The organism is Psychrobacter sp. SCQQ22 (genome assembly GCF_015864605.1).
Taxonomy (GTDB): domain Bacteria; phylum Pseudomonadota; class Gammaproteobacteria; order Pseudomonadales; family Moraxellaceae; genus Psychrobacter; species Psychrobacter fozii.
Map to the genome: position 1 here is coordinate 383,684 of NZ_JADYWZ010000002.1, position 22,724 is coordinate 406,407.

Annotated in this window: 15 protein-coding genes, 2 tRNA genes and 1 pseudogene; 12 read left to right on the forward strand and 6 right to left on the reverse strand. The window is 42.6% G+C overall.

All coding sequences use genetic code 11. The features are described from left to right. Positions 1 to 140: 140 nt before the first annotated feature. From I6E84_RS04330 to I6E84_RS04350, 5 genes and pseudogenes are all read left to right on the forward strand, one after another. Positions 141 to 1,196 carry an ABC transporter substrate-binding protein gene (locus tag I6E84_RS04330; RefSeq protein WP_197216386.1) on the forward strand — a complete coding sequence of 352 codons (1,056 nt, stop codon included), beginning with the start codon at positions 141 to 143 and terminating at the stop codon, positions 1,194 to 1,196. Between the two features lie 107 nt (positions 1,197 to 1,303). After that, complete coding sequence (locus I6E84_RS04335) at positions 1,304 to 2,341, forward strand: ABC transporter substrate-binding protein (RefSeq protein ID WP_197216388.1); 1,038 nt, start codon at positions 1,304 to 1,306, stop codon at positions 2,339 to 2,341. Positions 2,342 to 2,697: 356 nt separating this feature from the next. After that, positions 2,698 to 3,597 (forward strand): ABC transporter permease, encoded by a 900-nt coding sequence (locus I6E84_RS04340; RefSeq protein WP_194197089.1) that lies wholly within the window; start codon positions 2,698 to 2,700, stop codon positions 3,595 to 3,597. A 31-nt stretch (positions 3,598 to 3,628) separates the two neighbouring features. Further along, positions 3,629 to 4,423, forward strand: a complete 795-nt coding sequence (locus tag I6E84_RS04345) for an ABC transporter ATP-binding protein (protein WP_197216390.1) — start codon at positions 3,629 to 3,631, stop codon at positions 4,421 to 4,423. A gap of 133 nt (positions 4,424 to 4,556) precedes the next feature. Further along, positions 4,557 to 4,703: pseudogene (locus I6E84_RS04350) on the forward strand (IS5/IS1182 family transposase); the annotation flags it as partial. 27 nt (positions 4,704 to 4,730) lie between these two features. Here I6E84_RS04350 and I6E84_RS04355 read toward each other — a convergent pair. Both I6E84_RS04355 and I6E84_RS04360 read right to left on the reverse strand, forming a co-directional pair. Continuing rightward, a complete protein-coding gene (locus tag I6E84_RS04355) occupies positions 4,731 to 5,126 on the reverse strand; it encodes a VOC family protein (RefSeq protein ID WP_197216392.1) in 396 nt (131 codons plus the stop codon). A gap of 279 nt (positions 5,127 to 5,405) precedes the next feature. After that, entirely contained in the window at positions 5,406 to 6,014 is a 609-nt protein-coding gene (locus I6E84_RS04360; RefSeq protein WP_197216394.1) for a LysE family transporter, read from the reverse strand. A 147-nt stretch (positions 6,015 to 6,161) separates the two neighbouring features. On the opposite strand from I6E84_RS04360, the gene I6E84_RS04365 reads away from it, so the two are divergent. The 7 genes from I6E84_RS04365 (at position 6,162) to I6E84_RS04390 (ending at position 14,176) form a co-directional block, all read left to right on the forward strand. Further along, positions 6,162 to 7,052 carry a LysR family transcriptional regulator gene (locus I6E84_RS04365; protein ID WP_197216396.1) on the forward strand — a complete coding sequence of 297 codons (891 nt, stop codon included), beginning with the start codon at positions 6,162 to 6,164 and terminating at the stop codon, positions 7,050 to 7,052. A 417-nt stretch (positions 7,053 to 7,469) separates the two neighbouring features. Next, complete coding sequence (locus I6E84_RS04370; protein ID WP_197216398.1) at positions 7,470 to 9,818, forward strand: FdhF/YdeP family oxidoreductase; 2,349 nt, start codon at positions 7,470 to 7,472, stop codon at positions 9,816 to 9,818. 112 nt (positions 9,819 to 9,930) lie between these two features. After that, positions 9,931 to 10,872, forward strand: coding sequence for a formate dehydrogenase accessory sulfurtransferase FdhD (gene fdhD / locus I6E84_RS04375; protein ID WP_413786937.1), 942 nt, complete (start codon positions 9,931 to 9,933; stop codon positions 10,870 to 10,872). 948 nt (positions 10,873 to 11,820) lie between these two features. Continuing rightward, positions 11,821 to 13,461 (forward strand): sodium:solute symporter family protein, encoded by a 1,641-nt coding sequence (locus tag I6E84_RS04380; RefSeq protein WP_197216501.1) that lies wholly within the window; start codon positions 11,821 to 11,823, stop codon positions 13,459 to 13,461. A gap of 107 nt (positions 13,462 to 13,568) precedes the next feature. Then, positions 13,569 to 13,703: a putative transporter small subunit gene (locus I6E84_RS14080; RefSeq protein ID WP_220034714.1), complete on the forward strand. Its 135-nt coding sequence runs from the start codon at positions 13,569 to 13,571 to the stop codon at positions 13,701 to 13,703. A 188-nt stretch (positions 13,704 to 13,891) separates the two neighbouring features. Beyond that, positions 13,892 to 13,965 (forward strand) — tRNA-Cys (locus tag I6E84_RS04385). A 124-nt stretch (positions 13,966 to 14,089) separates the two neighbouring features. Continuing rightward, positions 14,090 to 14,176 (forward strand) — tRNA-Leu (locus tag I6E84_RS04390). A 366-nt stretch (positions 14,177 to 14,542) separates the two neighbouring features. Here I6E84_RS04390 and I6E84_RS04395 read toward each other — a convergent pair. From I6E84_RS04395 to I6E84_RS04410, 4 genes are read right to left on the reverse strand one after another with little or no spacing between them, the layout of a single operon-like run. Next, positions 14,543 to 15,604 carry a DUF6708 domain-containing protein gene (locus I6E84_RS04395; RefSeq protein ID WP_197216400.1) on the reverse strand — a complete coding sequence of 354 codons (1,062 nt, stop codon included), beginning with the start codon at positions 15,602 to 15,604 and terminating at the stop codon, positions 14,543 to 14,545. 10 nt (positions 15,605 to 15,614) lie between these two features. Continuing rightward, on the reverse strand, positions 15,615 to 19,100 hold the full coding sequence (locus tag I6E84_RS04400) for a toxin VasX (protein WP_197216401.1): 3,486 nt from the start codon (positions 19,098 to 19,100) through the stop codon (positions 15,615 to 15,617). After that, positions 19,097 to 19,969, reverse strand: a complete 873-nt coding sequence (locus I6E84_RS04405; RefSeq protein WP_197216402.1) for a hypothetical protein — start codon at positions 19,967 to 19,969, stop codon at positions 19,097 to 19,099. The genes I6E84_RS04400 and I6E84_RS04405 overlap by 4 nt, the downstream gene beginning before the upstream one ends. Before the next feature lie 2 nt (positions 19,970 to 19,971). Then, positions 19,972 to 22,695: a contractile injection system protein, VgrG/Pvc8 family gene (locus I6E84_RS04410; RefSeq protein WP_197216403.1), complete on the reverse strand. Its 2,724-nt coding sequence runs from the start codon at positions 22,693 to 22,695 to the stop codon at positions 19,972 to 19,974. Positions 22,696 to 22,724: the final 29 nt, after the last annotated feature.

Here is a 22,724-nt window from a genome sequence, read left to right on the forward strand (position 1 = left end):
GGCTAACCTGCATTTTCCAATATCATGTTTAAAACCCAAGCATAACGAAGGCGAGTAAGGTCTCTTATAAATAGACTGAACACATCTAACGATATGCACTTGGTTTTTACGATTGATATAACCTATGAGTTAACCTAATAATGACTATTGCTTCTACCTTACGCTTAAGCCTATACGGTGCTGCTATCAGCGCCACTCTCGGACTGATCGGCTGCTCAAACGCTACAGACACTACAGACACTACTGCAACTGATGACAGCGCCACTGCTGATGCTAGCAAGCCCGCCAAAACATTGGCCATCACGCAAATTGTCGAACACCCTTCGTTAGATGAGATGCGCCGCGGTATCATAGACGAGCTGGCTGATAACGGTTATGTCGAAGGCCAAAACCTAACAATTAACTTCCAGAGCGCTCAAGGAAACACAGCGACAGCGGGTCAGATTGCCAAGCAGTTCGCAGGAGATAACCCAGATGCCATCGTGGCCATCTCAACGCCCTCTGCCCAATCAATCGTGGCTTCAACCAAAACGGTTCCTGTTATCTATACCGCTATCTCAGATCCTGTCGCGGCAAAGCTTATCGATGCAAATGCGGTGCCTATCCAATCTAATGTGACAGGCTTATCTAGCGAGTTGCCTATCGAGCCGCAATTAGACAACATTCAGAAAATTGCGCCTAATGCTAAGACCATTGGTTACGTCTATAGCCCAGGTGAGGTCAACTCTGTATCAGTACTCAACCAACTGAAAAAAGCTGCACCCGCGCGTGGCCTTAAAATATTAGAAGTCACTGCCAATCGCCCAACGGACGTTGCTATGGCAACGCGTAGCTTATCTGGTCGTGCTGATATTATTTATACCTCGTTAGACAACAATGTCGTCTCTGCCTTTGAAGCGATGGCAGGTGCAGCCAATGAGCTTGATATTCCTGTCATTGCCTCAGACGAGTTTAGTGTGAGACGCGGTGCTACTGCGGCGCTTGGTGTCAATGACTATGACTTTGGTCGTACCACAGGCAAAATGGTATATCGAGTATTAAGTGGCGAAGCCGTCAATACGATCAAGCCCGAAGTCATGAATACCTTAACCTTATATGCCAGCCCAAAACATGCGGCTGAACAAGGCGTAAGCTTGACCGATGAGCTGCTAAAAAATGCCATCAATGTCGACAAAGAAGCAAAGAGTGCCAAATAAGTAATCGTTACCTATCTGGTGCGTGTTATCAATATAAGAACCGCTAGCAATCATTTTTATTTATTAAATAATGTACGGACACATTATTATTTTCAGGAGTGAGACCCATGTTGTATCAAAATCGTTTTGGTCATTTCAATTTTAGTAAGGCGCTATTATTAGGCGGTGTTTGTACCGCTCTATTGACTGGTTGCAATCAATCAGCACAAGATACTGGTAGTACTGACAGCGCTACTGGCGATGCCGCAACAGAGATGAAAAACGTCGCTATTACGGCTATTGTTGAGCATCCAGCGCTTGATGACGTACGCAAAGGTGTCATCGATGAGCTAAATGAGGCCGGCTTTAAAGACGGTGAAAACTTAACCGTTAATTTCCAAAGCGCACAGGGTAACACTGCTACTGCAGGACAGATTGCCAAGCAATTTGTTGCAGACAACTCAGATGTTATCGTTGCCATTGGTACGCCATCAGCACAATCGGTTGCGGCTGCTACCAGCACTATTCCTTTGGTATTCTCTGCGGTAACCGACCCAGTAGAAGCCAAATTAGTATCAAAGCTTGATGGTTCTGGCACCAACGTTACTGGTGGTTCTGATGCGCTCCCTTATGAGCCACAAATTGCTTTAATGCGCCAAATTATTCCAAGCTTGAAAAATGTAGGTTATGTTTATAGCCCAGGTGAGGTGAACTCTACCATCATCCTAAAAAATCTCAAAGAAAAGCTGACACCAATGGGCATCACTGTACATGAAGCCCCTGCCCAGCGCAGTACCGACATCGCAATGGCTGCACGTAGCCTCGAAGGTAAAGTCGATATGATTTACACATCAACCGATAACAACGTGGTATCTGCTTACGAGTCGCTATTCCAAGTCGCTAAAGAAAGTAAAATCCCGCTGGTTGCTTCAGACACCAGTTCTGTTGCACGCGGTGCCATTGCCGCATTGGGCGTTGACTATTATGCACTTGGCCGCGAAACAGGTAAAATTGTGGTGCGTATTTTGAACGGTGAAAAAGCAGGTGATATCCCTGTTTATACACCACAAGCACTTGATTTGTATGTCAGTCCAAAAAATGCCACAGCTGAAGGCATCACATTGCCACAAGCAGTTATCGATAAAGCAAAAGAAGTGGTAGAATAGCGCCCTCTGAATGTAAGCATCACGTTAAACGACTATATAGATAGTTTAATCATAGATTGTTGCTTATATTTACTGCTATTATTTCAGTATAAAAATGACCCAGCTACTGGTATATGAGCTGGGTTATTTTTAATGTGATATAAGCATTAAAACCGAATTTCGAACCAAGGTATTTTATGCTCATTCCTCATAGGAAGATGTTTTGGTTTACCCTAACCGCAGATTGCTTAATCTGTTAAATTCACCGCTTAGCCGTTTGGGTTATATAGGCTTATAGGCAGCATGCTTCATGCCTTTGCTGCTTTTTGCTTGTGATAATAATCGCTAAACGCTTGATGATAACCGACTAATATCTTATGTCCTTAATTGCTTTTTTTGGTGCGCTTGAAAGCGGTCTAATTTATGGCCTTGTTGCACTTGGCGTGCTGATTTCATTTCGTACGCTCGACTTTCCCGACTTGACCGCTGATGGTAGCTTTCCGCTAGGTGGCGCAGTCGCTGGTATATCCATCATCGCTGGTATCAACCCATGGTTGGCCTGTGCCTTTGGTATGTTAGCAGGCTCCGTCGCTGGTATCGTTACTGCATGGTTGCATGTCAAACTTGGCATACTGCAATTACTTGCCAGTATCTTAGTGATGGTTGCCCTATATTCTATCAATTTACGTATTATGGGAGCGCCAAACTTACCGCTATTGGGCGAAACCACGGTATTTAGCACCTTGGTGACCGATGGTAATGGCTATTGGATGCGCTGTTTGATTATTGGTATGGTTGTGATACTTGCCATGCTGTTTTTAAACTGGTTCTATAGTACCGAGACTGGTCTTTCAATGCGTGCCACTGGCTCAAACCTAAGAATGGCGCAGGCTCAAGGTATTAATACCTCATGGATGACCATCGTTGGTATGGCAGTGTCTAACGGTTTGATCGCTTTAGCGGGTGCATTGTTCGTTCAGACTCAAGGCGGTGCAGATATCTCGATCGGTATCGGTACGATCGTCATTGGTCTAGCAGCGGTCATCATCGGTGAAACCATCATTCCGGCCAAGCGCATTTGGCTGATTACTTTTGCTGTGGTCGTCGGTGCTGTGCTGTACAAGCTATTTATTCAGGTCGCCCTATCGAGTGATACGCTGCGTAGTATTGGCTTTGGCCCGCAGGATTTGAACTTGATTACAGCGTTACTCGTCGTATTTGCCTTGGTATTGCCAAAAGCTAAAAATAAATTCTTAAGTCGTAAAGTTCGAGCTTAATGTCAATGTGCAACCATAAGGAATAATTATTATGATGCAAGCTACAGATTTGCGGTTGACCTTTAATCCTGGAACGCCCATTGAAAACCCTGCACTACGCGGTATCAATTTAAACATTGCAGATGGTGAGTTTGTGACTGTCATCGGTACCAATGGTGCTGGTAAGTCGACCTTTCTAAACGCCGTCAGTGGCACCACGCGCGTCGATAGTGGCTCAATCCTGTTAAACGGTATTGATGTCACCAAAAAGACTGCGCACCAACGTGCTCATTGGGTTGCTCGTGTGTTTCAAGACCCAATGGCAGGAACTTGTGAAGCGCTCACTATTGAAGAAAACATGGCGCTTGCCTATAAGCGCGGCGGCAAACGTGGTTTGAGCTTTGCGCTGAACCCAAGCAACCGAGACTTGTTTAGAGAGAAACTCTCAGTCCTAAAGCTTGGACTAGAGAATCGACTGACTGACCGTATGGGACTGTTGTCCGGTGGTCAACGACAAGCCGTCAGTCTGCTTATGGCATCATTGCAACCGTCTAAAATCTTGTTACTGGATGAGCATACAGCGGCACTGGATCCCAAAACGGCGGCTTTTGTCTTAGAGTTGACCGATAAGATTGTAACGGACAATAAGCTGACAACGATGATGGTCACGCACTCAATGCAACAAGCATTGGCGCATGGCACACGTACTGTTATGTTGCATCAAGGCCAAGTCGTACTAGACGTCGCTGGTGATGCTCGCAAAGGCATGACTGTACATGATTTGCTCGATATGTTTGAGCAAACTCGTGGCGAAAAAGTCGAAGATGACAGTTTGATTTTGAGCTAACTTGCAAAACAGCTGCATTTGAATGCTAAATAAAAAATGCCTGTTAAGTGGGCGTGTTGAACATTAGGAACAAAAAAATAGCAAACGAGTAATCTTTAAGTTCTCACACAAAAAGGACGTCGTTTGCTATGCCTTGCTCAAAGAGCAACACTGGACAAGACTAAGGTCTATATTACTAGAGCTTAATATCTATGTCACAGGGAATCTTAGACAAACGGTCGAAGGCGTACTGTATCGTATGCGTGTCGGCTATCCTTGGCGTGATCTACCCTCCTCATTTTTAATCATCATAGTCATTATATAAATTTTATAAAGAATGACAAACGACTTCAATCTTGTTCCCTGAAGGGTCGATTAGAAAAGCAGCATAATAACCCTCATGATACTCAGCTCGAAGTCCTGGCTGCCCAGCGTCATATCCACCATTAGCAATGCCTTGAACATGAAAGGAATCAACTCTATCTCTCTTATCGACTTGAAAACACCAATGGTTAGCATGGTTACGAGTGAAGTCTTGTGCCTCAAAGATAGTCAGATAGCTATTATGATGAGCATCTGGCGTGTTCCGAATGCCGTATTTTAAAGCCTCGGCTGAACCCTCTACTTTCTTAGCACCTAAAACAGGCATAATAGCATCGTAAAATTTTTCAGCATTATTTAAGTTGGCAACCGATAGTGAGATATGATCAATTTGTAGCGTCATGAAAGTTCAACCTTAAAGTTATTAGAGTGTTAGGGTGTGTTATCAATTAGCACATTAATACATTATTTATCTACAATTTTTCTTATTTTAAGCCTCATGATCTAATCGATGACACACCCTAGGTGATTTAAGCATAAATAAGCATAATAGAGACACTTCTCTACTTTGCGCAAAAGCTTTTAATACCTATCAGCCGCAATGCTTACATTAATTTCCATATCTCCGGAACCAAGACCCCTTTTATATCGATAAAAGCAACTTTCTTCATATTGAAATCCTCTAGTTTAAGTTTGTAAAAAGCAGGAAGACACCTAATAGCCCTAATATAAAACCAATGACACGATTAATTGCGACTTGCTGCTTTAGCATTTTTTCTCTTAGCGTCCGTTGAGAGAACAATAAAGCCACCAAGGCGAACCATATGAAGTGAGCCACAGACATAAACAATCCATAACCGATTAAAATAGACTTTGGGGTACTAGCACTAACAATCTGTGTATACGTACTAATAACAAACAATGTGGTTTTGGGATTCAAAGCATTGGTAAAGAAGCCATATCGCAATGCTTGTCCAGAACTGATGCGCATAGAAGAACCTACGTCATGTACCGGATTTTGTGTGAATGTTTTATAACCAATATAAATAAGGTAAAGTGCACCAAGATATTTGATGATGGTCAAAAAATTTGGCGCAAGCTTCATGACAATCGCAACAGCTACTAACGTATAAGTCACGTGTACTAAGACACCTAGCGCTATACCAATAGACGTTAGCACACCGACTGAACGCCCGTATAGGTAGCTATTCTTAGTAACAATAGCGAAATCAGCCCCAGGACTAATCACAGCAAGAATGGTAATCATAATAACGGTAAAAAATTCTGTCATTTAATGAACTCTATAAAGAAAATACCAATATATAAAGAGTTTTATCTTTATATTAGTCTTTTCATATTATTAATTTAAGTGCATTCTCCTACATTTACAGATAAACTAAAATTGAGTTTATTACATCATCATCTATGAGATTTTGGCATGATAGAAAAAATATCGTTGAATTCATTAAGGTTCTTTTACTATGTTGCAGAGCATAATAGTGTGACGCTTGCTTCTCAGAAACTGTTTGTGACACAAAGTGCAGTGAGTAAACAGATTAAGAATTTGGAAGATGCTTTAGGTGTATCTTTGTTTAACCGAGTCAATAAGAAACTGGTGCTCACAGCCAATGGCAATCTACTTTTTTCTTGTTGTCAGCAGGTTTTTGCGAAATTAGATGATTGTCTTGTGGATCTAACGAGGCAAGATCATCGAAAAAAGCAACTGGTACTCTCCTGTGAGCCCACTATTTCAATGAAATGGTTGATACCGCGTTTGGCTGAATTTAATTCATTAAATTATGGGTTTGAAATTGTATTACTAACGGATGGTGGAACAGTAGACTTTCAAGGGAAATCTATCGATATTGCTTTGCGCAGAAATGATTTTGAATGGGACAAAAATATATTTCATGAGAAAATTATTGAAGAATACATAGTCGCTGTCCGCAACCCTAGAACTGAACCAACGAACACCCTATTACTGACTTCTTCTCGACCAAATTTTTGGCATCACATAAATAAATCTAAGTTAGTCAGTAGCGAGATTTTATCGTACGAGACCATGGTGTTAGAGCACTTTTACTTATGTATTGAGGGGTGCTTAGCTGGTTTGGGAACCGCTATTGTTTCAATATTTATGGTGGAAAAAGAACTTTCGCATCACTTTTTAGAATTAATCCATCCTCCAATGGCAGACAGCTCGTCTTATCATTTATTGTCTTATCATCCTTTTTACGAAGATGAGAGAAAGGTGGTGTTTAAAAATTGGCTGAAAAAAGAGATGCTGAATAGCAAAATGCAGTTTATGGAAACTTTGCAATGCGTATAGAAGTTATATCGTGATATTTCGACAATACTTGCATTTTGTTATAAGTAAAAAAATATATTGAGTAAGATGAACCGCCCCAACTTTATCGGAGACTTGATATTCTGAGAAAATTGACTATATGAGATTCAACCCTCTTCGAAAAGGTGCTCGGTATTACTCACTTTATGGATTTAGGCTATAGAACGCCAAGACAGATGTGGTTTGACTTTTATTGTCAGGCTACGTAACTAAAATCTCCCAAGTGAATGTCTACAGATTTGACAGCATAGGTCACTTATCAACCTTTGAGAACACTCAATCTTCTCAAAGGTTTTTTGTTATCTATAGTTACTGATTCTACAAATTTCTCGCTCATCATTATATAGTTGTCGTCTATAACTACAACTTATCCATCACCGTTTATCTATGAGGTTTGTCATGCGCAAAATTCCTGTCTACTCCCACCCTGCTGCTGGTTGGCCTGCGCTGTTTTCCTCTACTCGTAAACTGATGGACTATCAAACTTTTTTGCGTGGCAGTGTCAGCGTATTCAAAAGCAATCAGCCTCAAGGCGGGTTTGATTGCCCAGGTTGTGCTTGGCCTGACCACAAGTCACACAAAGCCATCGACGTCTGTGAAAATGGTATCAAGGTCATCGCTAGTGAAACCATGACCAAAAAAGCAGATGCCCAGTTCTTTGCACGACACACCGTCACTGAGCTACAAGGGTGGACAGGCTATGAGCTAGAGCACAGTGGCCGTTTATCAGAGCCACTATATTATGATGCCGCGCAAGACCGCTATGTAGCGATCTCTTGGGAGATGGCTTACCAACGTATCGCTGAACAATTCAAACAGCTGAGCTCGCCAGATGAGGCGCTCTTTTATACTTCAGGTCGTGTCACCAACGAGCCGGCCTTTATGTACCAGCTGTTCGTACGCTGTTTCGGTACTAATAACCTACCTGATTGCTCAAACATGTGTCACGAGCCAACCTCGGTCATGCTAGGTAGGCAGTTAGGTATTGGTAAAGCAACGGTCAAGTTAGAAGATTTTGAGCAAGCCAAACTTATCTTGATGTTTGGACAAAATCCAGCGACCAATCATCCACGAATGCTTGAGATGCTCGCCCATGCTCACGAGCAAGGATGTCGAATTATTTCTATCAATCCCATGCGCGAACAAGGTCTCAGTAAATTTAGAAACCCACAAAAACCCACACATATGGCAGCAGGTCAAAGCAATGACATGGTCGATGAAGTGGTTCAACTTCAGATCGGTGGCGATGCGGCATTATTGACAGGTATCGCCAAATGGCTGATTGAAAACGATAAAATCAACCACGATTTCATTACCACTCATACATCAGGTTTTGAGCCAATAAAACAGTGGTTGGCAGAGCAGTCATGGGCAGATATCGAGCTTGGTTGCGGTATTCTAGAAACAGACATTATAAATCTCGCCGAACTGGTGGCTGCTAGTCCTGCAACGATTTGCACATGGGGTATGGGTATCACTCAGCATGTGCAAGGGGATGACAATGTCGCGATGATTACCAATCTATTATTATTAATGGGTATGATTGGTATTGATGGCGCAGGCGCGTCTCCTGTTCGTGGGCACTCTAATGTACAGGGTGATCGCACCATGGGTATCCATGAACGTCCTAGCAAAAGCTTACTGGACAGTCTGGAGCGTGTCTTTGAGCATCCTATGCCACAAGAGCATGGCTACGACGTGGTTACTGGGGCCAAAGCGCTTATCGCTGGTAAACTAAAAATATTTATGGGCATGGGTGGCAACTATGCTGTGGCAGCACCTGATACCAGTGCCATTGAACAAGCTTTAATGACAACGCAACTTAATATATTCGTAGGTACCAAGCTAAATGAAACCATGCTGTACCCGGGTGCAAACAATCTAATCTTGCCATGTTTAGGGCGTACTGAACGCATCGTGACGGCTAAAGGCGAGCAATTTGCAACCATCGAAGACTCTATGTGTCAGGTAGTACCCACTCAAGGCACGCTCAAACCTGTCAGTGATACCTTAAAGTCTGAATCACAGATTGTGGCAGACATAGCCACTCATGTGCTTGGCCCTGACTCTACTATTCCTTGGCAAGCCATGAGCGAGGATTTTGACATCGTTCGTGACTATGTTGCCCAAGCTATCAATGGCTTCGAAAATTTTAATCATCGCATTCGCACTACTGAACGTGGCTTTCATTTATATCATGCTGCTCGCCATCGTATATGGAATACTGACAGTGGTAAGGCACAGTTCGAAGTACCCAAATACCCAATTACTTATGTCGCCGCACAAATGGCAGAAACAACATCAGCTCTTGAAGACAATGCGAGAAAAAATGGCAACGTTGATGACGATCAAAACGATGGACAAAAGATTTGGCAATTGACCAGTGTTCGTAGTCATGACCAATTTAATACGATGATTTTTGGCTATAAAGATCGCTATCGTCAAACCAATCGCCGTGATGTTTTATTGATGCATCCTGATGAAATCAGCCGCCTAGGCTGGCACGCAGGTGATAGTGTCATGGTATCTCGACAAGGTAATCCAAATGGTACTAGCCAGCCGCGTACACTAGGGCCACTGGTATTGACTGAAATGGATATTGCGTCTAATGCTGTTGCCGCCTATTACCCTGAATGTAACGACTTATTTGACTTAGACACGCATGCGCCCGATTCACACATACCAGCGTATAAATCAACGACGGTTGTCTTACAACGGGTCAATGCAAGCATCGCTGAGCCAGTATAGTAAGTGGGAAGTAGATCGTAAAATGATAACAATTGAGACCTATGTTAAAGAAAATGAGCGCACCAGTGAACAGCCGCATGAAAGCAATGTGTTTGAAAGCGTAAATACATCGATGACGCCACTGGTACGTACCCATTTATCAGAAAAGCATTACTATTCATCCGCTAACAACAACGATGACAACATTGCTCAAGTACATATTGATCGCCAACCCGCCAGTCTCGCTGTAGAGGCGGCGGTTGCCATCATTATCAATGGTATTCACTATGCGGTATTGATGGCAAGTCCGCATCAGCTAGAGTATTTAGCTGTTGGGTTTTTATTTAGCGAAGGCTTGATCCAACACAGCCATGAATTGCTTGATTGGGACGTCACTCAACTGACCGATACCGCAAGCTACCAACCCCTTACTCAAGAATCAGCTGATCTGGAATCAGAAGATGCTGAAGCAGAAAGCCTTGAGCAAACCTTACAACAGCTACAGGACTATGATATTTATATCGTGGAACTGATCTTAAACCAACGCTGCCATCAACGTATCCAAGCACAGAAACGTCAGCTCGCAGGGCGCACAGGTTGCGGTATGTGCGGTATCACGGGACTGGCACAAGCACTGCCTGATTTGAGTAGTTACGCCCAAGATAATGTATCAAACGGCTCAAATAAAAAATCCGCAACACCGAGTCTAGATTCCTTATTAAAAATGCGACAACAAGTCGATGCCACACAGCACACGCACCAACTGACAGGTGCCGTACATGCAGCGGCAACCATGCATCAGCAGCAGTTATATCTATTTGAGGATGTAGGACGTCATAACGCCCTCGATAAACTGATTGGCTGGCAACTGCGTCAAAAGGTCGATGTCGACTGTGTGCTAATGACTTCACGCCTATCAATTGAACTGGTACAGAAATCTATCCGTGGTCGCATACCTTGGCTGGTTGGCATGTCTGCGCCTACCAGTACAGCGGTGCGTGTCGCTGAGCGTTACGGATTGGGATTAGCAGGATTCTTACGTAACGATAGAGTGACCTACTACTCAGGCATTTAATACAGCATCAAATATTCTTTAATAAAAGCTAACGCCTAGAACTAATGAATACGCATCACCCTATATCTACTCGTATTAGCTTCTCGTAACAACTCTCAATACCACCCCTTTCACTAAACCTAGACTATCTATTGATGGCTTACCTTGGGCGTTCCGACGTTCAAGGTAAGCCGTGTCTATATTTTAAAGATATTAATAAAAATAAGATAAGTTGCCGTCAAACGATAAAACCATCGCAGATAATATCGAAATATTAACTAGGTTTCTGACGTTGTTTGGCTAGATTTAGCTACTTTTAGCCCATTTAGATGGTAAGCAATTGAATTGAGAAGATAGTCTATTAATCTCGCATAACATTTGAGGTTGACGACATAATAGGTTACCCTAACCTCACGAACATGTTACATACACTTAACAGATCTGTAGTTTTATTTATTAATACCAAGTTCATTGTGCTGATTATTCACACAGTACTGGATTTGGTATTTAAATTACAGGTGATGCATCAATGCGATAGTTGAGTAAAAACTTCTTAACTATTGCTTATTACAGCTGATAAGGCTGTCTAAACCGAGCTCAGGTCATGCCCTCATGGCTTAGTGCTCATTCGTAATTCTGCTATAGACGCTCATCATATGAGCTTTCTTTAGCACTCAGCTACCTTTGTGTATGCCTATTAATAGCGTCATGGTTTATCCATGAACTGACGCCTATTGAGAGTAGCCCCTGTCATTTTGATTTAACACGATGTGAGTCATAAAACAGCGGCACGACACTTAGTACTTGCTCAACACTACAGTTGGTATTTTTGCTGTCTACATTAGCCACATACATCCAGTATGAGGGCTTTTTAGGCCATGTCGTATGCTCAATAGTTTGGAATAGATAATTTTAATAAACTTTATTTACTTAAAACAATTGCGAGGTATAAGTTTGAAAACTGAGTCATTGTTCCAATTTTCATCATTAACCATTATTTTATTACTACTAGCTTTTTATGGCGGCACTTACCTGCTTTCTTTGTTGATAAAAAAGGACAAAGAAACAACTTCTGGGTTTATGGTCGCAGGCCACGGTGTTGGCTTTGGTATGGGTGCGGCTAGTATGACCGCCACTTGGATTTGGGCTGCTTCATTTTATGCTGCGGCTACCTCTGGCTATAAATACGGCGTGTCAGGACCGATACATTATGGGTTTTGGGGAGCGTTGATGATTCTATTCATCTACCCTTTTGGTATGCGCTTTCGTGAGCTTGCCCCCAATGGTCACACGTTAGGCGAGCTCATCCATGCCCGCCATGGTTCATCAAGCCAATTAATTTTAGCAATATCTAATATTATGGGCAGCTTAATTAGCTTGATGGTCAACTTCACTGCTGCTGGAGCACTGGTGTCAGTCTTGTCACCATTATCGTTCCAAACCGGTGTGATGATCGCGGGTATCGGGGTATTGAGCTATACGTTGACGTCAGGCTTCCGTGCATCTGTATTTACCGACTTTGCCCAATTGGTCGCGTTGATGGCCATTGGTGTTGTCATTATCCCAGCAGTACTATTTGCGATGGGTGGGCCTGAAGTCATGGTTGAAGGATTGTCAAATCTGACATTGGAGCAACAAAACTTCTTTTCTTCTGAAGCATTCTTTCAGCAAGGCGCGCCCTATTTCGTTGCGGTATTGGCTTACGCTATCGGCAACCAAACCATTACCCAACGATTATTTGCGATTGATAAAACTAAGATTAAGGCTACCTTTGTCACAGCCACTGTGGGCTATGCAGGTATCGTCATTGGTCTAGGGATGATCGGATTGATGGCCGTCACCATCGGTATCGAACCACTCGATGGCAACATGAATAACCTGATTCCACAGATGGTGAGCACTTATCTGCATCCCGTCTTTATCGCATTATTCTTTATATTAGTGATTGGCTCATTGTCATCCACCGCTGATTCAGATCTGTCAGCGCTATCGACGATTATGATGGCGGATGTCTATGGTAAAAACATTGCCAAAAAAGGTCATGTTAAACCGAAAACTATGATGCTTGTCGGTCGTGGCACGATGATTGTCGCGACAGCAGCTGGACTGATTTTTGCCAGCTTTAAACTAGACATTTTGGTTATGTTGGTATTCGTTGGCGCATTATGGGGGGCGATCGTCTTTCCTGTCATTGCCAGTGTCTTCTGGAATCGCGTGACCAATACTGCTTTCACCTCAGCCGTCATCATCGGACTTCTTCTATTCTGTGTTGTACGCTTTGAATTACTACCAATTACAGGTTTCACTGCCCTATTCTTCGAGATACTAGCCAGTGTCGGTGGCGCTGTCGTGATTGGTTTGATGGTCTTTGGGTTCTTAGGTCGTAAGATTGGCATGGGAGCCGCTGCTATCACGCTCGTACTGATGCTAATCTTTGCCACTGGCTTCCTACGTCAATATATGGTTCTACTGGCCTCACTGACCGCTTACGGTGCCAGTACTATCGTCTGTGTGATAGTCAGCCTGATGGGTGACGAGCATTTTGACTTTGACTTAATTAAGCAGCGTGTGGGTGACTACGATAATAAGCCTGATACACCACAAACTTAAATTGTCTTAATTGAAATTATTTAACGCAAACAGCGATTGGTCAGTTTGTTATAGCATCATAAAACTGATCATCTGATAATTATTAAAAAAGACTATAAGGAGATAGTATGGATAATGTCTTTATCTACGGCTCATATATTTTGATTTGGCCAGTGATTACGCTAGGGGTGCTGATATTAATTTGCACCGCCACTTATCGTGATATTAAAAAAGCAAAACGTGATAACAAGGATATTGTTTAGCGTCTCATCGCCATTATTCTTAGAAGATATCACTGAGCACTAGCTTGGTGATAGCGTTACAAAGCCTATTAATTGTATAAATAACTCTAAATCAGGGTTATTTATAGATAAGGTAGCAAATAACCTGTTTTTAATGAAAAAATCACTTGTAATTTATTATATTTTTGCTAATATAGGCCACCTTGATTGGCTGGATGGCAGAGTGGTCATGCAGCGGACTGCAACTCCGTTAACGCCGGTTCGATTCCGACTCCAGCCTCCAATTATTTATTAACTTTACGTTAATTTAAGCTTGCATTATTATCATAACTGACTATAATAGCGAGCACTTATCTAGTAACTAGATGGTCTATCAGCTAGTTTACATTTTAGATAAAACAAGTTTTGCCCGGGTGGTGAAATTGGTAGACACAAGGGATTTAAAATCCCTCGCTAGCAATAGCGTGCCGGTTCAAGTCCGGCTCCGGGTACCATTACATTAAAAGGCTTCCAAGCAATTGGAAGCCTTTTTCTTATGCCTTAATATTTCTTATTAAACTGAATCTCTTCTTTAAACGCCCACTCCCTAGATGGTCTTCAGTAAGAATTTCATCTATATCTTTTTAGAACCACACTTCTTTACATATCATATGCTACCAGCAGCAAATTTTATTGTCTTCTGTTTGCATGGCAGAGTCAGTAAGCATTCATACAAACAATGCTGTATCGATTTTAAAGTTATTAGATTATAGTTTGAGTCCATTATTTAAAATCAGTATTAACCTCATAGGTCTTCTAGACAAACCTCCTACTTATATTATTTACTCTTCAAATTAGGGGCTGTAGTAGATAACTACTAGCTAAGCATTATAGGCTACTACCGCCCAAGCAAATAAACCAGCATTAATAAGTATGATACACACCCATCTGACATTAACTTCCCAGTTTCTGCCTTCAAAGGCTAATTCGGCTTCATCAGTTATGGGCTGTATCGGATAGGGATTGTCTTGTCCGTCCCAAGTGAGTAGCTTAATGACTTCAGGATGTAATATAGCTCGCTTGGTACATTGATAATGATTTGCCTGAAATAGATTACCCAAAGCTATTATTGAGCCTATTATAAAGACCATGATCTGATCACCGCCAGAATGATTGCTAGGTAGTATACCGTTTTTGCGAAAGACAATATCAGCACAGGCAAATAGTGATTTGCTTGTATCAGCTGGATAAGCTTCACAGAACTGAGCGTCTATTGGTAACTCATCTGCAGGGCTTTCCATATAAGTGCGGATAAATGCCCATTGTACGCGTGGGTTGACTCTATAATCTTCTAACTTTAGATGATGGGTGATGTCGCCTGTCTCAGGATCGGCGACATATAGATTGAGCGGTGTGTAGGCTCGATTGTATGGGTCTTGATGCAAGTCTGGATGTACGTCTTTATAGTCGACTATTTTAAGCTCATAAGGCTGTCTGAACTTCATTAGCGGACGATAGTAGTAGGCAATTTTTTGTTCTTTTTTTAAAAAGTAGTACTGGGTACGAATAGAGTATTTTCTAAAAAATTGATAGATGAGTAATATTAGTGGTGTGCAAAACACTATAAACATTAATAGTAATATAAAAATATCTAACAAAAATAGAGGCACATTAGAAATTTCTAAACGAAACACTTCACCAATAGAAACAATAAAAAACATAAAAGAAGCAAAGTAAGTCCAAGCAATAATAAAATAAAAATACCAAAAATACGCAGGTAGGAATGTTAAGTAATCAGGATTAACATCATGAATTTCTTTATTAAGATGCTCAATATCTTCAGTATTCTTTAATAAGCTTTTGTCTATACTGGCGGTATAAGGACGCTCAAGTGGATCGTTAAGCTCACTGATATGCTGGGCAAAGTCGTCGCGTAATTGCATGTTTTTACCCTTATTGACTTGTGACGCTTGTACGTAGTTGGTAATATGGATTCTTGCTTGGGTTGAGCGCATACTTTACAACGGCTCTGAGCTTATCAATTTCACGACCAGCATTGGCTTGTGCTATCTCTTTAGCTTCTTGCATTTTCTGTACCTCATTAGGGTTTCGCGTACCTGCCTGATATGAGCCTAAATAATGCGCCTGAAAGTGACTGGTCTTAGGAATATCCAAAGTAACCTGTAGTACTTTTGATGTTTCAACGGCTTTGTTTTGTCGTTTAAGCGTTTTTATGTTAAATGATTTTCTATCTAGTCCTCGCTCTTGGCTGCTGATACCGATAAACTCAACGACAATCTCACTATCATCATTCCATTGACTTAAAGTGACTTCTATTTGTCCCGATAATGTTTGTCTAAAGTCAGCAGTACTTGTTGCAAACCTTGGATTAACTTGTATTTCAGTTAAAGCTAGGGAGTAAGCATGCATGTCTTGCTCAAGGCTACCCATCGCTTGTATTTGAAAAGGATTATTGAGATATTCGCTATTTAGCATAGCTTTATTACCAAACACACCAGCATCAAGCCAATAGTGAATCGGTAAGATGTGACTTTTATCATAAGTAAAAGCTATCCATTGAGCGATTAAGCTCACCGCCCATGCCACAGCCACAATACCAATCACCCATGGCATGACAAAACCAAGTCCAATAGCTAGACTGGCTACACCTGCTGCGCCCGCTGAAATCATTGCTATGCTAGTAGTTCTCCTACTTATACCACTCTTATTTTCAATATACCTTTCTCGACTTATATTAAGGCTATAAACCTCAAACCCGGCTCCCACAGCACCAAGTACACCGACACCGAGGCTAATCCTTGCTATTGCAGCAGTACTGGCACCTCGTATCTGCATACCAGCGGCAGCGACATCAAGCGCCGCCCCCGTTAATGCAAGAGAAGTACTGGCATAGCTGGTCATAAACTCGAGCGCCATAAGGTCGCCGCGATCGGCCATTTCACTAAAGCGACTCTTTCCCATCCACACACTACGTAACTGAAATAAGCCAACTCCTACAGCCACCAATGCAGCCTTACCTGCACTGCTACGCTCTAACTGTCTCTGTGTCCCGCTATTGCTATCGACAAATTTATTCAAATCGGTTTGTCCATCAGCAATTGATTGATTGACTGACGCTGCAGAATCAGCAGTCGCCTTGTCTGTATATATCGTCACCACCATTTGCGCATTTTTATCACCACCCGCCGCCTTGTTGTAAATATCTAATGCTTGTTGATTTTTATCTAGGGAGTGCATGAAATCTACCGCAAAAGGCACACCACTACCTGAAACCTGCTTGACCGCTCCAGTATCTATACTTGAAGGTATGGTTACCATATGTGACATTGCTTTGTTGATTCGATTATTTACAAATTCCCCTAGCCATTTGGTCGCCTTTTCGGGACTATATTTTAATACTTTTTGTGCCAGTCGAAATCCTGTGGATTGATTGACTGATGCCTGTGTCCACAAGTCCATCTTGTACAGCCAGCGGTTATTTTCCTTAATGTAGCTCATATTATCACTCATCGTCTGTACGATTCGAGCTTTATGACTTGCCAGCTCATTAAGATACTGGATTTTTTCTGCGGTTTTGGCTTCTATAGCTTTTTGTTTGGCTTCGTTTTTAAATGTATTGAGCCAGCTTATTGATGTACCAATGAAGTCACTCGCTCGCGCGAAGTTTTCATATGCTGGCGCAGCTTGCATTTTTTGATTATCGTCAAGGTTTAAACCTATTAAGGCTTTGGATAACCAGTTGTCTTCAGGTAGTTTTTCTCCTGAAAGACAGGGTAATAACGACTGTTCAAACTCTTGTTTGGCAGTCATACCTCTTGCCTGATCTGCCTTGTAATCTGACCATATCGCATCTGGTATGCCGATATTACTTTCATCAATACCAATACCTTGAATCGCTTCAGCAATTATTTGAGCATAGCCTAAATGACTTTCTTCATCATTTTCAGGAAAGTCTTCACGCATGACAAAAGCAAACTCAGAGCGTTTAATTGCGTCTATGAATATTTGGCGCGCTGCTGCGATTGCAGCCTTATCTTTGCGGCTTTTTTTCGCAGTCGCTAAAACTGCTTTGAATTTTGATTCATTAATGTAATTATAGACATTCCTACCAACTGCTGCATTTGCTTTACGATTACGCTTAAGACCTGCCCTTGAATAACCTTGTTGTTCATGCACTGATGATTGATTAGCAGCTTCTACACTACTTTTAATATTATCAATAATAATGGCATTGACTTGTTCTCGGATTTGACCTTTATTTTTTTGAGCATCGTCTAGTTTCTTAAGTAAATAATTGCGTTTCTCCGCTGCTGCTAACACCTCTCCTACAGGATCGTGTAAAGCAACCATCATAGGTTTGGTATCTTTTAGAATTTTCAGCTGTTGCTTTTCAGACTCTTCGTATAATTTATCATCCTCACTATCTCCGTAGCCATCATCTATATTTTCTTCAATATCACTTATCCTATCATTAATACCCCTTTCCATATTTTCGTATAGCTGAAAAGCTGAACTTATAGCACCTTTAGCATCCTCTTTGAGGATATTTTCCTCAACCTCTCCATCTTCTATTGAATATTTTTCACGTTTTGAATATTTTTCATGTATTACAAGTTTATCACCGATGTCACCGCCCTGCTCTAGCTGCTTTCGTTGATGGAAACTATTTATATACTCTATTTCCGGGGGATATTTAGACATATATTTAGTATTTTTATTATCAATCAAGTCATCAGCGACGAACTTTTGCATACGCTTATCGCGTATTGCTTCATCATAAAAGTATTTTTTTAATGCTGATTTACTTAGCTTGGCATGACTGACCATAAGCCATACTATCTCACCTGGACTTAAGGTAATATATTTACTATCTAACGTACTATGGTTATCTCTATCGCAGAGAGCTGGCTGCACCATTTCATCGAGTTCATCATCGTCAGGCTCATCTATATTTGTTACCTCTATTTTATTAATATCTTCTGCTTCTTTTTCTTCAAAATCATATTTGTTATACGTTGCAACTCTTTTTAATGCACCATCTTTACCTGTAAATCTCTCTTCAACTGATTTTTGTTCATCTCCATAACTATCAATATAATCATAAAAACAATAAAGGTAGGTGTGTGTAGGTAGGCTCGCGATAGCATCATGTTTGGCTGATTTTGCAGACAACCTATCCCCAAAATAACGCCTATCCTTGCGACTTACTCTATAATCATCTCGACTAAATACCACAGGTAAAATCGGTATGCCTGTACGTCCACATCCATAACGACATGCTATTACTGTGATTGTGGGTAGTGTGGCAGTAGGCGTAGAGCCATCAACCACACCACTACCTTCTGGTGTACCTACTATTGTCTCCTCATTTACTCTTGAAGTACTTTTTATAGAATCTGGAACGCTACTTTCACTCATGCTTGTATTCCTTTATCTTTTATTTGCTCTAAGCTTTTGACAATATTCTTAACGGCTTGCTGCTGCGACATTTTACGCTGAGCAATCAGTAGTGCTTGACTTATGATAATGTCATAAACTCGATCAGTGATTACCACTTGACCCTTTAACTGCCGCAGTATCATATTTATCCACTCTGTCTGTATAAGCAGCTGCCACTGCTGCTGACTGAACCGAAAAGGTAACGGTTGGAGCTGATCTAATGCCACTTTCGTATTAGACGGATAGACCTCATTGGGTGTCGGCAATGCTATCTCTATAAAGGTGTTATTCCAATTTATATAGTGAATACGAGGTAATTGCAGTTGATATACTTGCAGCTTTTGTTGATCAGTCCACAGGTGTGTTAATAGCGCTAATACTCTAGGGTCCCAATAGCGCAAATAACGACGCTTGTTTGTCCCTATTCCATACGCCTGTCCTATCAGATAGATACTATGTTTGAGCGTTTCGGTGATTGGTTGGTCAAACAGCCATAGACAGACGCTGCGTGAGTGCGGATGACCAGATATATCATAAGTGTTTTCATATAGTGCCAATGCCAGTAGCTGCTCAAGTAGCCGTTGACCTTTACTACTATCAAGTGACATCTCAATAAGTGCCAAATCATCGCTAAAGCTATAATGAATGCGTTTAATACGCTCAAATGGCAAATCTATGCCGCAGTCTAATAAATCAAAGACGGCTGTACCGTAAGTATTTAGATCGATAAGGACTGTCAGCGTTTTATATTGATTGTCAGAGACTGTTAGATATAAATCCTGAAGTTGCTTTTGATAATCGTCAGTCGCTTGAATATCATCGAGAAACTCTACTTTTGGTATTAGCATACCTAAACCGCTCCGCCTTTATTGCCAGCACTACCAGTCTTGGCAGCACAGTCAGCAAGCTCGTCTTGAGGCATGGTAATCGTTGGGCTACTACCACCACCACTACCCCGATCCACCTTACTCGCCTTATAGCCCACTTGAGCAGGCGTGATAAGCGTCACATTGCCACCTGATATCTCAATACCACTACCTGCAGCTTTTAGCGTCAGCGTATCAGGGGCAATGATCTCAATACTGTCTCGGCTATGGATGCGTAGCACTTGCTCACTATCGAGTCGCATCTCGTTCTGATGCGCCTGTATGGTGACATCGCCGTGAGCAGCAGTATGGGTTTGGGCTTTATTACTGTAGTAATGGATATCCCCTGCCGCCAGCTGATTCATCTGTGTTTGACTATGATGATGCGTGCTATCGGTGGCGTGGCTGTGCGTGCTTTCAGTACTGGTATGTTGGCTATGCTGTCCGCTTAGCATGGCGAGGTGACGCTGAGAGTCGATGAGCAGATTGGATTGTTGCCACAGTCTGGCATCATCTAGTGCGCTGTCATTGGTGTCTTTGCTAAATTGACCAAATGGCGTTTGTTGCTCTCCTACTTTGCTACTGCTTTGACTGCTGCCATCTATGCCGACAGGTTGATGGGTTTCTGCTAGGCTTTGATAGGCTATTTGATGTTGGTCAGCGGTTTGTAGTTTGCTATGACTGTCATGGCTCATGTGACGGTTTGATGAGGGGTCTGACTGGCTGCTACTGATATGAATGCCGGTGCTGCCTTGGATGTTGGCAGCCGCTTGGGTCTCGATACTGATGCCTTGTCCACGTGCTTGACCACGGGTATGGTCGGTGTGCTGATAGAGATGACCAATGCTTAGGCTGGACTGATGGCTGCTGCTATAGACGTTGATCTGTGGACTCTCAGGATGGGCGTCAAACATGAGCTGGTTGTAGCCATTAGTGATGCTATCTTTGGTCGCATCGCCTGTGCGACTGCTGTCGATGCTTTGAGTTTTGATGCCGTCTATGGCGTAAGCATGGCTTTGGTTAATGAACCAAGCCGGACTGGTGGCGTCGATGCTGCCTGAGTCACTGACGATGCTATTATGCTGAGCATCAGAATTACCTTGTCCGTTATGGGTGCTGCCGATGATGATGGGATGGGTTAAGTCACCACCGATGAAGTCGATGAGTACATGCTGTCCATGACGCAGAGGATGGGTCTGTCCCATGTGGTCGGCGACGAGGTGACTGGCAACGGGTATCCAGTGTGCATTGTCACCGCTTTGTTCATTACTGTCATCAGCTTGCCAGTGATATCTGATATGAGCACGGTGGTTACGATCATGGGTAATGGCGCTGCTGTCTGTGTCTATGATGCTGGCACTCATGAGACCTGTGAGACTCGGATGTGGTTGCCCAAGATCGCTCAGTTGCTGACCAAAGGGAATATGGTGATGATGTGGAAACGGTAGGTAGCAGGCATTAACATAATGGATGTTGTTATTATTATCACTGTCGTCATGACTGGCATGATTGGCATTCGGCTGCAAGGTAATAGGATCAAAGGCTACTGCGCCCAACCAGTCTGCAGGTATGTGGTTATTAATGTGCTGATGAATGGAGACGAGACTGAGCGGATCAGTTAAATAAGGATTACCATCGATATAATGGGCACTTGGCAGATTCAGATGACGGATGTTGCCGGTTAGGCTACCAAGATTGGCAAGCTGCTGTGCATGCTGCTGATAGCGGGTAGCAAGCGCGGTGAGTCCGTCATCATTTAGGTGACTATGACTGTGCAAGAAACGACTGTGACCATTGGGGCTGTCCGAGTCAATAGGTTGCTCACTGGTGCTACTGCCAGTATAAGTACCAATTAAGCGGTTGTCATAACGATATAGATCACTCTGCTGAGTATGTTGGGCAACTTGCGGACGAACGGCGGTGATACGGTCTTGTCTGTCAGCGAGGCTCGCTGGGTTTTGACTGAGAATGCTTTGGATATCGTTTGTGTCTGGTCGCAATGCTTCGCCATCATGAGGTAGTAACACCAGCGTGTGACTGTCGGCTTCGTGACGGTAATAGCCAGTAATGCCGTAAAGGGTTAGATACTGCGTTAAGTAAGCCAGATCGGTTTGGTTGTATTGCACGCTGTGCTGAATATGATAGACACTGTCATCACTGAGACGCTCGTCAATCTCAACCTCCATGTTGTATGGGCTAAAAATATCGGTGATCAGCTCGCTTAGACTGAGATGATGATGACGGCGGTTATGACTAGATAGGCGTAATTGATTCAAAGCGGGTTCGCAGATGATACGATAGGCCGCCATACCACTGTTGCTACCTAGAGCGACGACTTCGGTGATGATGCCGTGACGGATCTGACTGGTTAACAGCGCATCGCCAGTATTCCAGTGAATTGTTAAACTCTGCCCTATCCAATCTTTGGTAGCCAGTCCTGCTTGCGGATGCAGTAGCGTAATGCTAATACGATAGCCGCAATAGAGGGCCAGCTGACGCTGCTGATAGGACTGCGCTCGTTGATCTTGATGATAAGGGCTTGGGTAAGCATCAGGCGTTGGCATCAGCGCGGGCTTACTCCACACGCTATCAGGCAGCGGCAAACCAAGCAAACTCTCTATAAGGTCAGCTTGTTGAATAAGGCTAGTAGCAATATCAGGATGGGCACTACTAATTTGCAGATGCCGCTTCGTTTGAGTCCATACCATGACAAGCCCTTCTCTATCAGTCCAAAGGT

Bases quoted from the DNA above. Each gene is read 5' to 3' on its own strand.
- fdhD (WP_413786937.1), top strand. From the start codon at position 9,931: ATGACGCCACTGGTACGTACCCATTTATCAGAAAAGCATTACTATTCA.
- I6E84_RS14080 (WP_220034714.1), top strand. From the start codon at position 13,569: ATGGATAATGTCTTTATCTACGGCTCATATATTTTGATTTGGCCAGTG.
- I6E84_RS04340 (WP_194197089.1), top strand. From the start codon at position 2,698: ATGTCCTTAATTGCTTTTTTTGGTGCGCTTGAAAGCGGTCTAATTTAT.
- I6E84_RS04410 (WP_197216403.1), bottom strand. From the start codon at position 22,695: ATGGTATGGACTCAAACGAAGCGGCATCTGCAAATTAGTAGTGCCCAT.
- I6E84_RS04330 (WP_197216386.1), top strand. From the start codon at position 141: ATGACTATTGCTTCTACCTTACGCTTAAGCCTATACGGTGCTGCTATC.
- I6E84_RS04335 (WP_197216388.1), top strand. From the start codon at position 1,304: ATGTTGTATCAAAATCGTTTTGGTCATTTCAATTTTAGTAAGGCGCTA.
- I6E84_RS04370 (WP_197216398.1), top strand. From the start codon at position 7,470: ATGCGCAAAATTCCTGTCTACTCCCACCCTGCTGCTGGTTGGCCTGCG.
- I6E84_RS04355 (WP_197216392.1), bottom strand. From the start codon at position 5,126: ATGACGCTACAAATTGATCATATCTCACTATCGGTTGCCAACTTAAAT.
- I6E84_RS04405 (WP_197216402.1), bottom strand. From the start codon at position 19,969: ATGCTAATACCAAAAGTAGAGTTTCTCGATGATATTCAAGCGACTGAC.
- I6E84_RS04365 (WP_197216396.1), top strand. From the start codon at position 6,162: ATGATAGAAAAAATATCGTTGAATTCATTAAGGTTCTTTTACTATGTT.
- I6E84_RS04360 (WP_197216394.1), bottom strand. From the start codon at position 6,014: ATGACAGAATTTTTTACCGTTATTATGATTACCATTCTTGCTGTGATT.
- I6E84_RS04400 (WP_197216401.1), bottom strand. From the start codon at position 19,100: ATGAGTGAAAGTAGCGTTCCAGATTCTATAAAAAGTACTTCAAGAGTA.
- I6E84_RS04395 (WP_197216400.1), bottom strand. From the start codon at position 15,604: ATGCAATTACGCGACGACTTTGCCCAGCATATCAGTGAGCTTAACGAT.
- I6E84_RS04345 (WP_197216390.1), top strand. From the start codon at position 3,629: ATGATGCAAGCTACAGATTTGCGGTTGACCTTTAATCCTGGAACGCCC.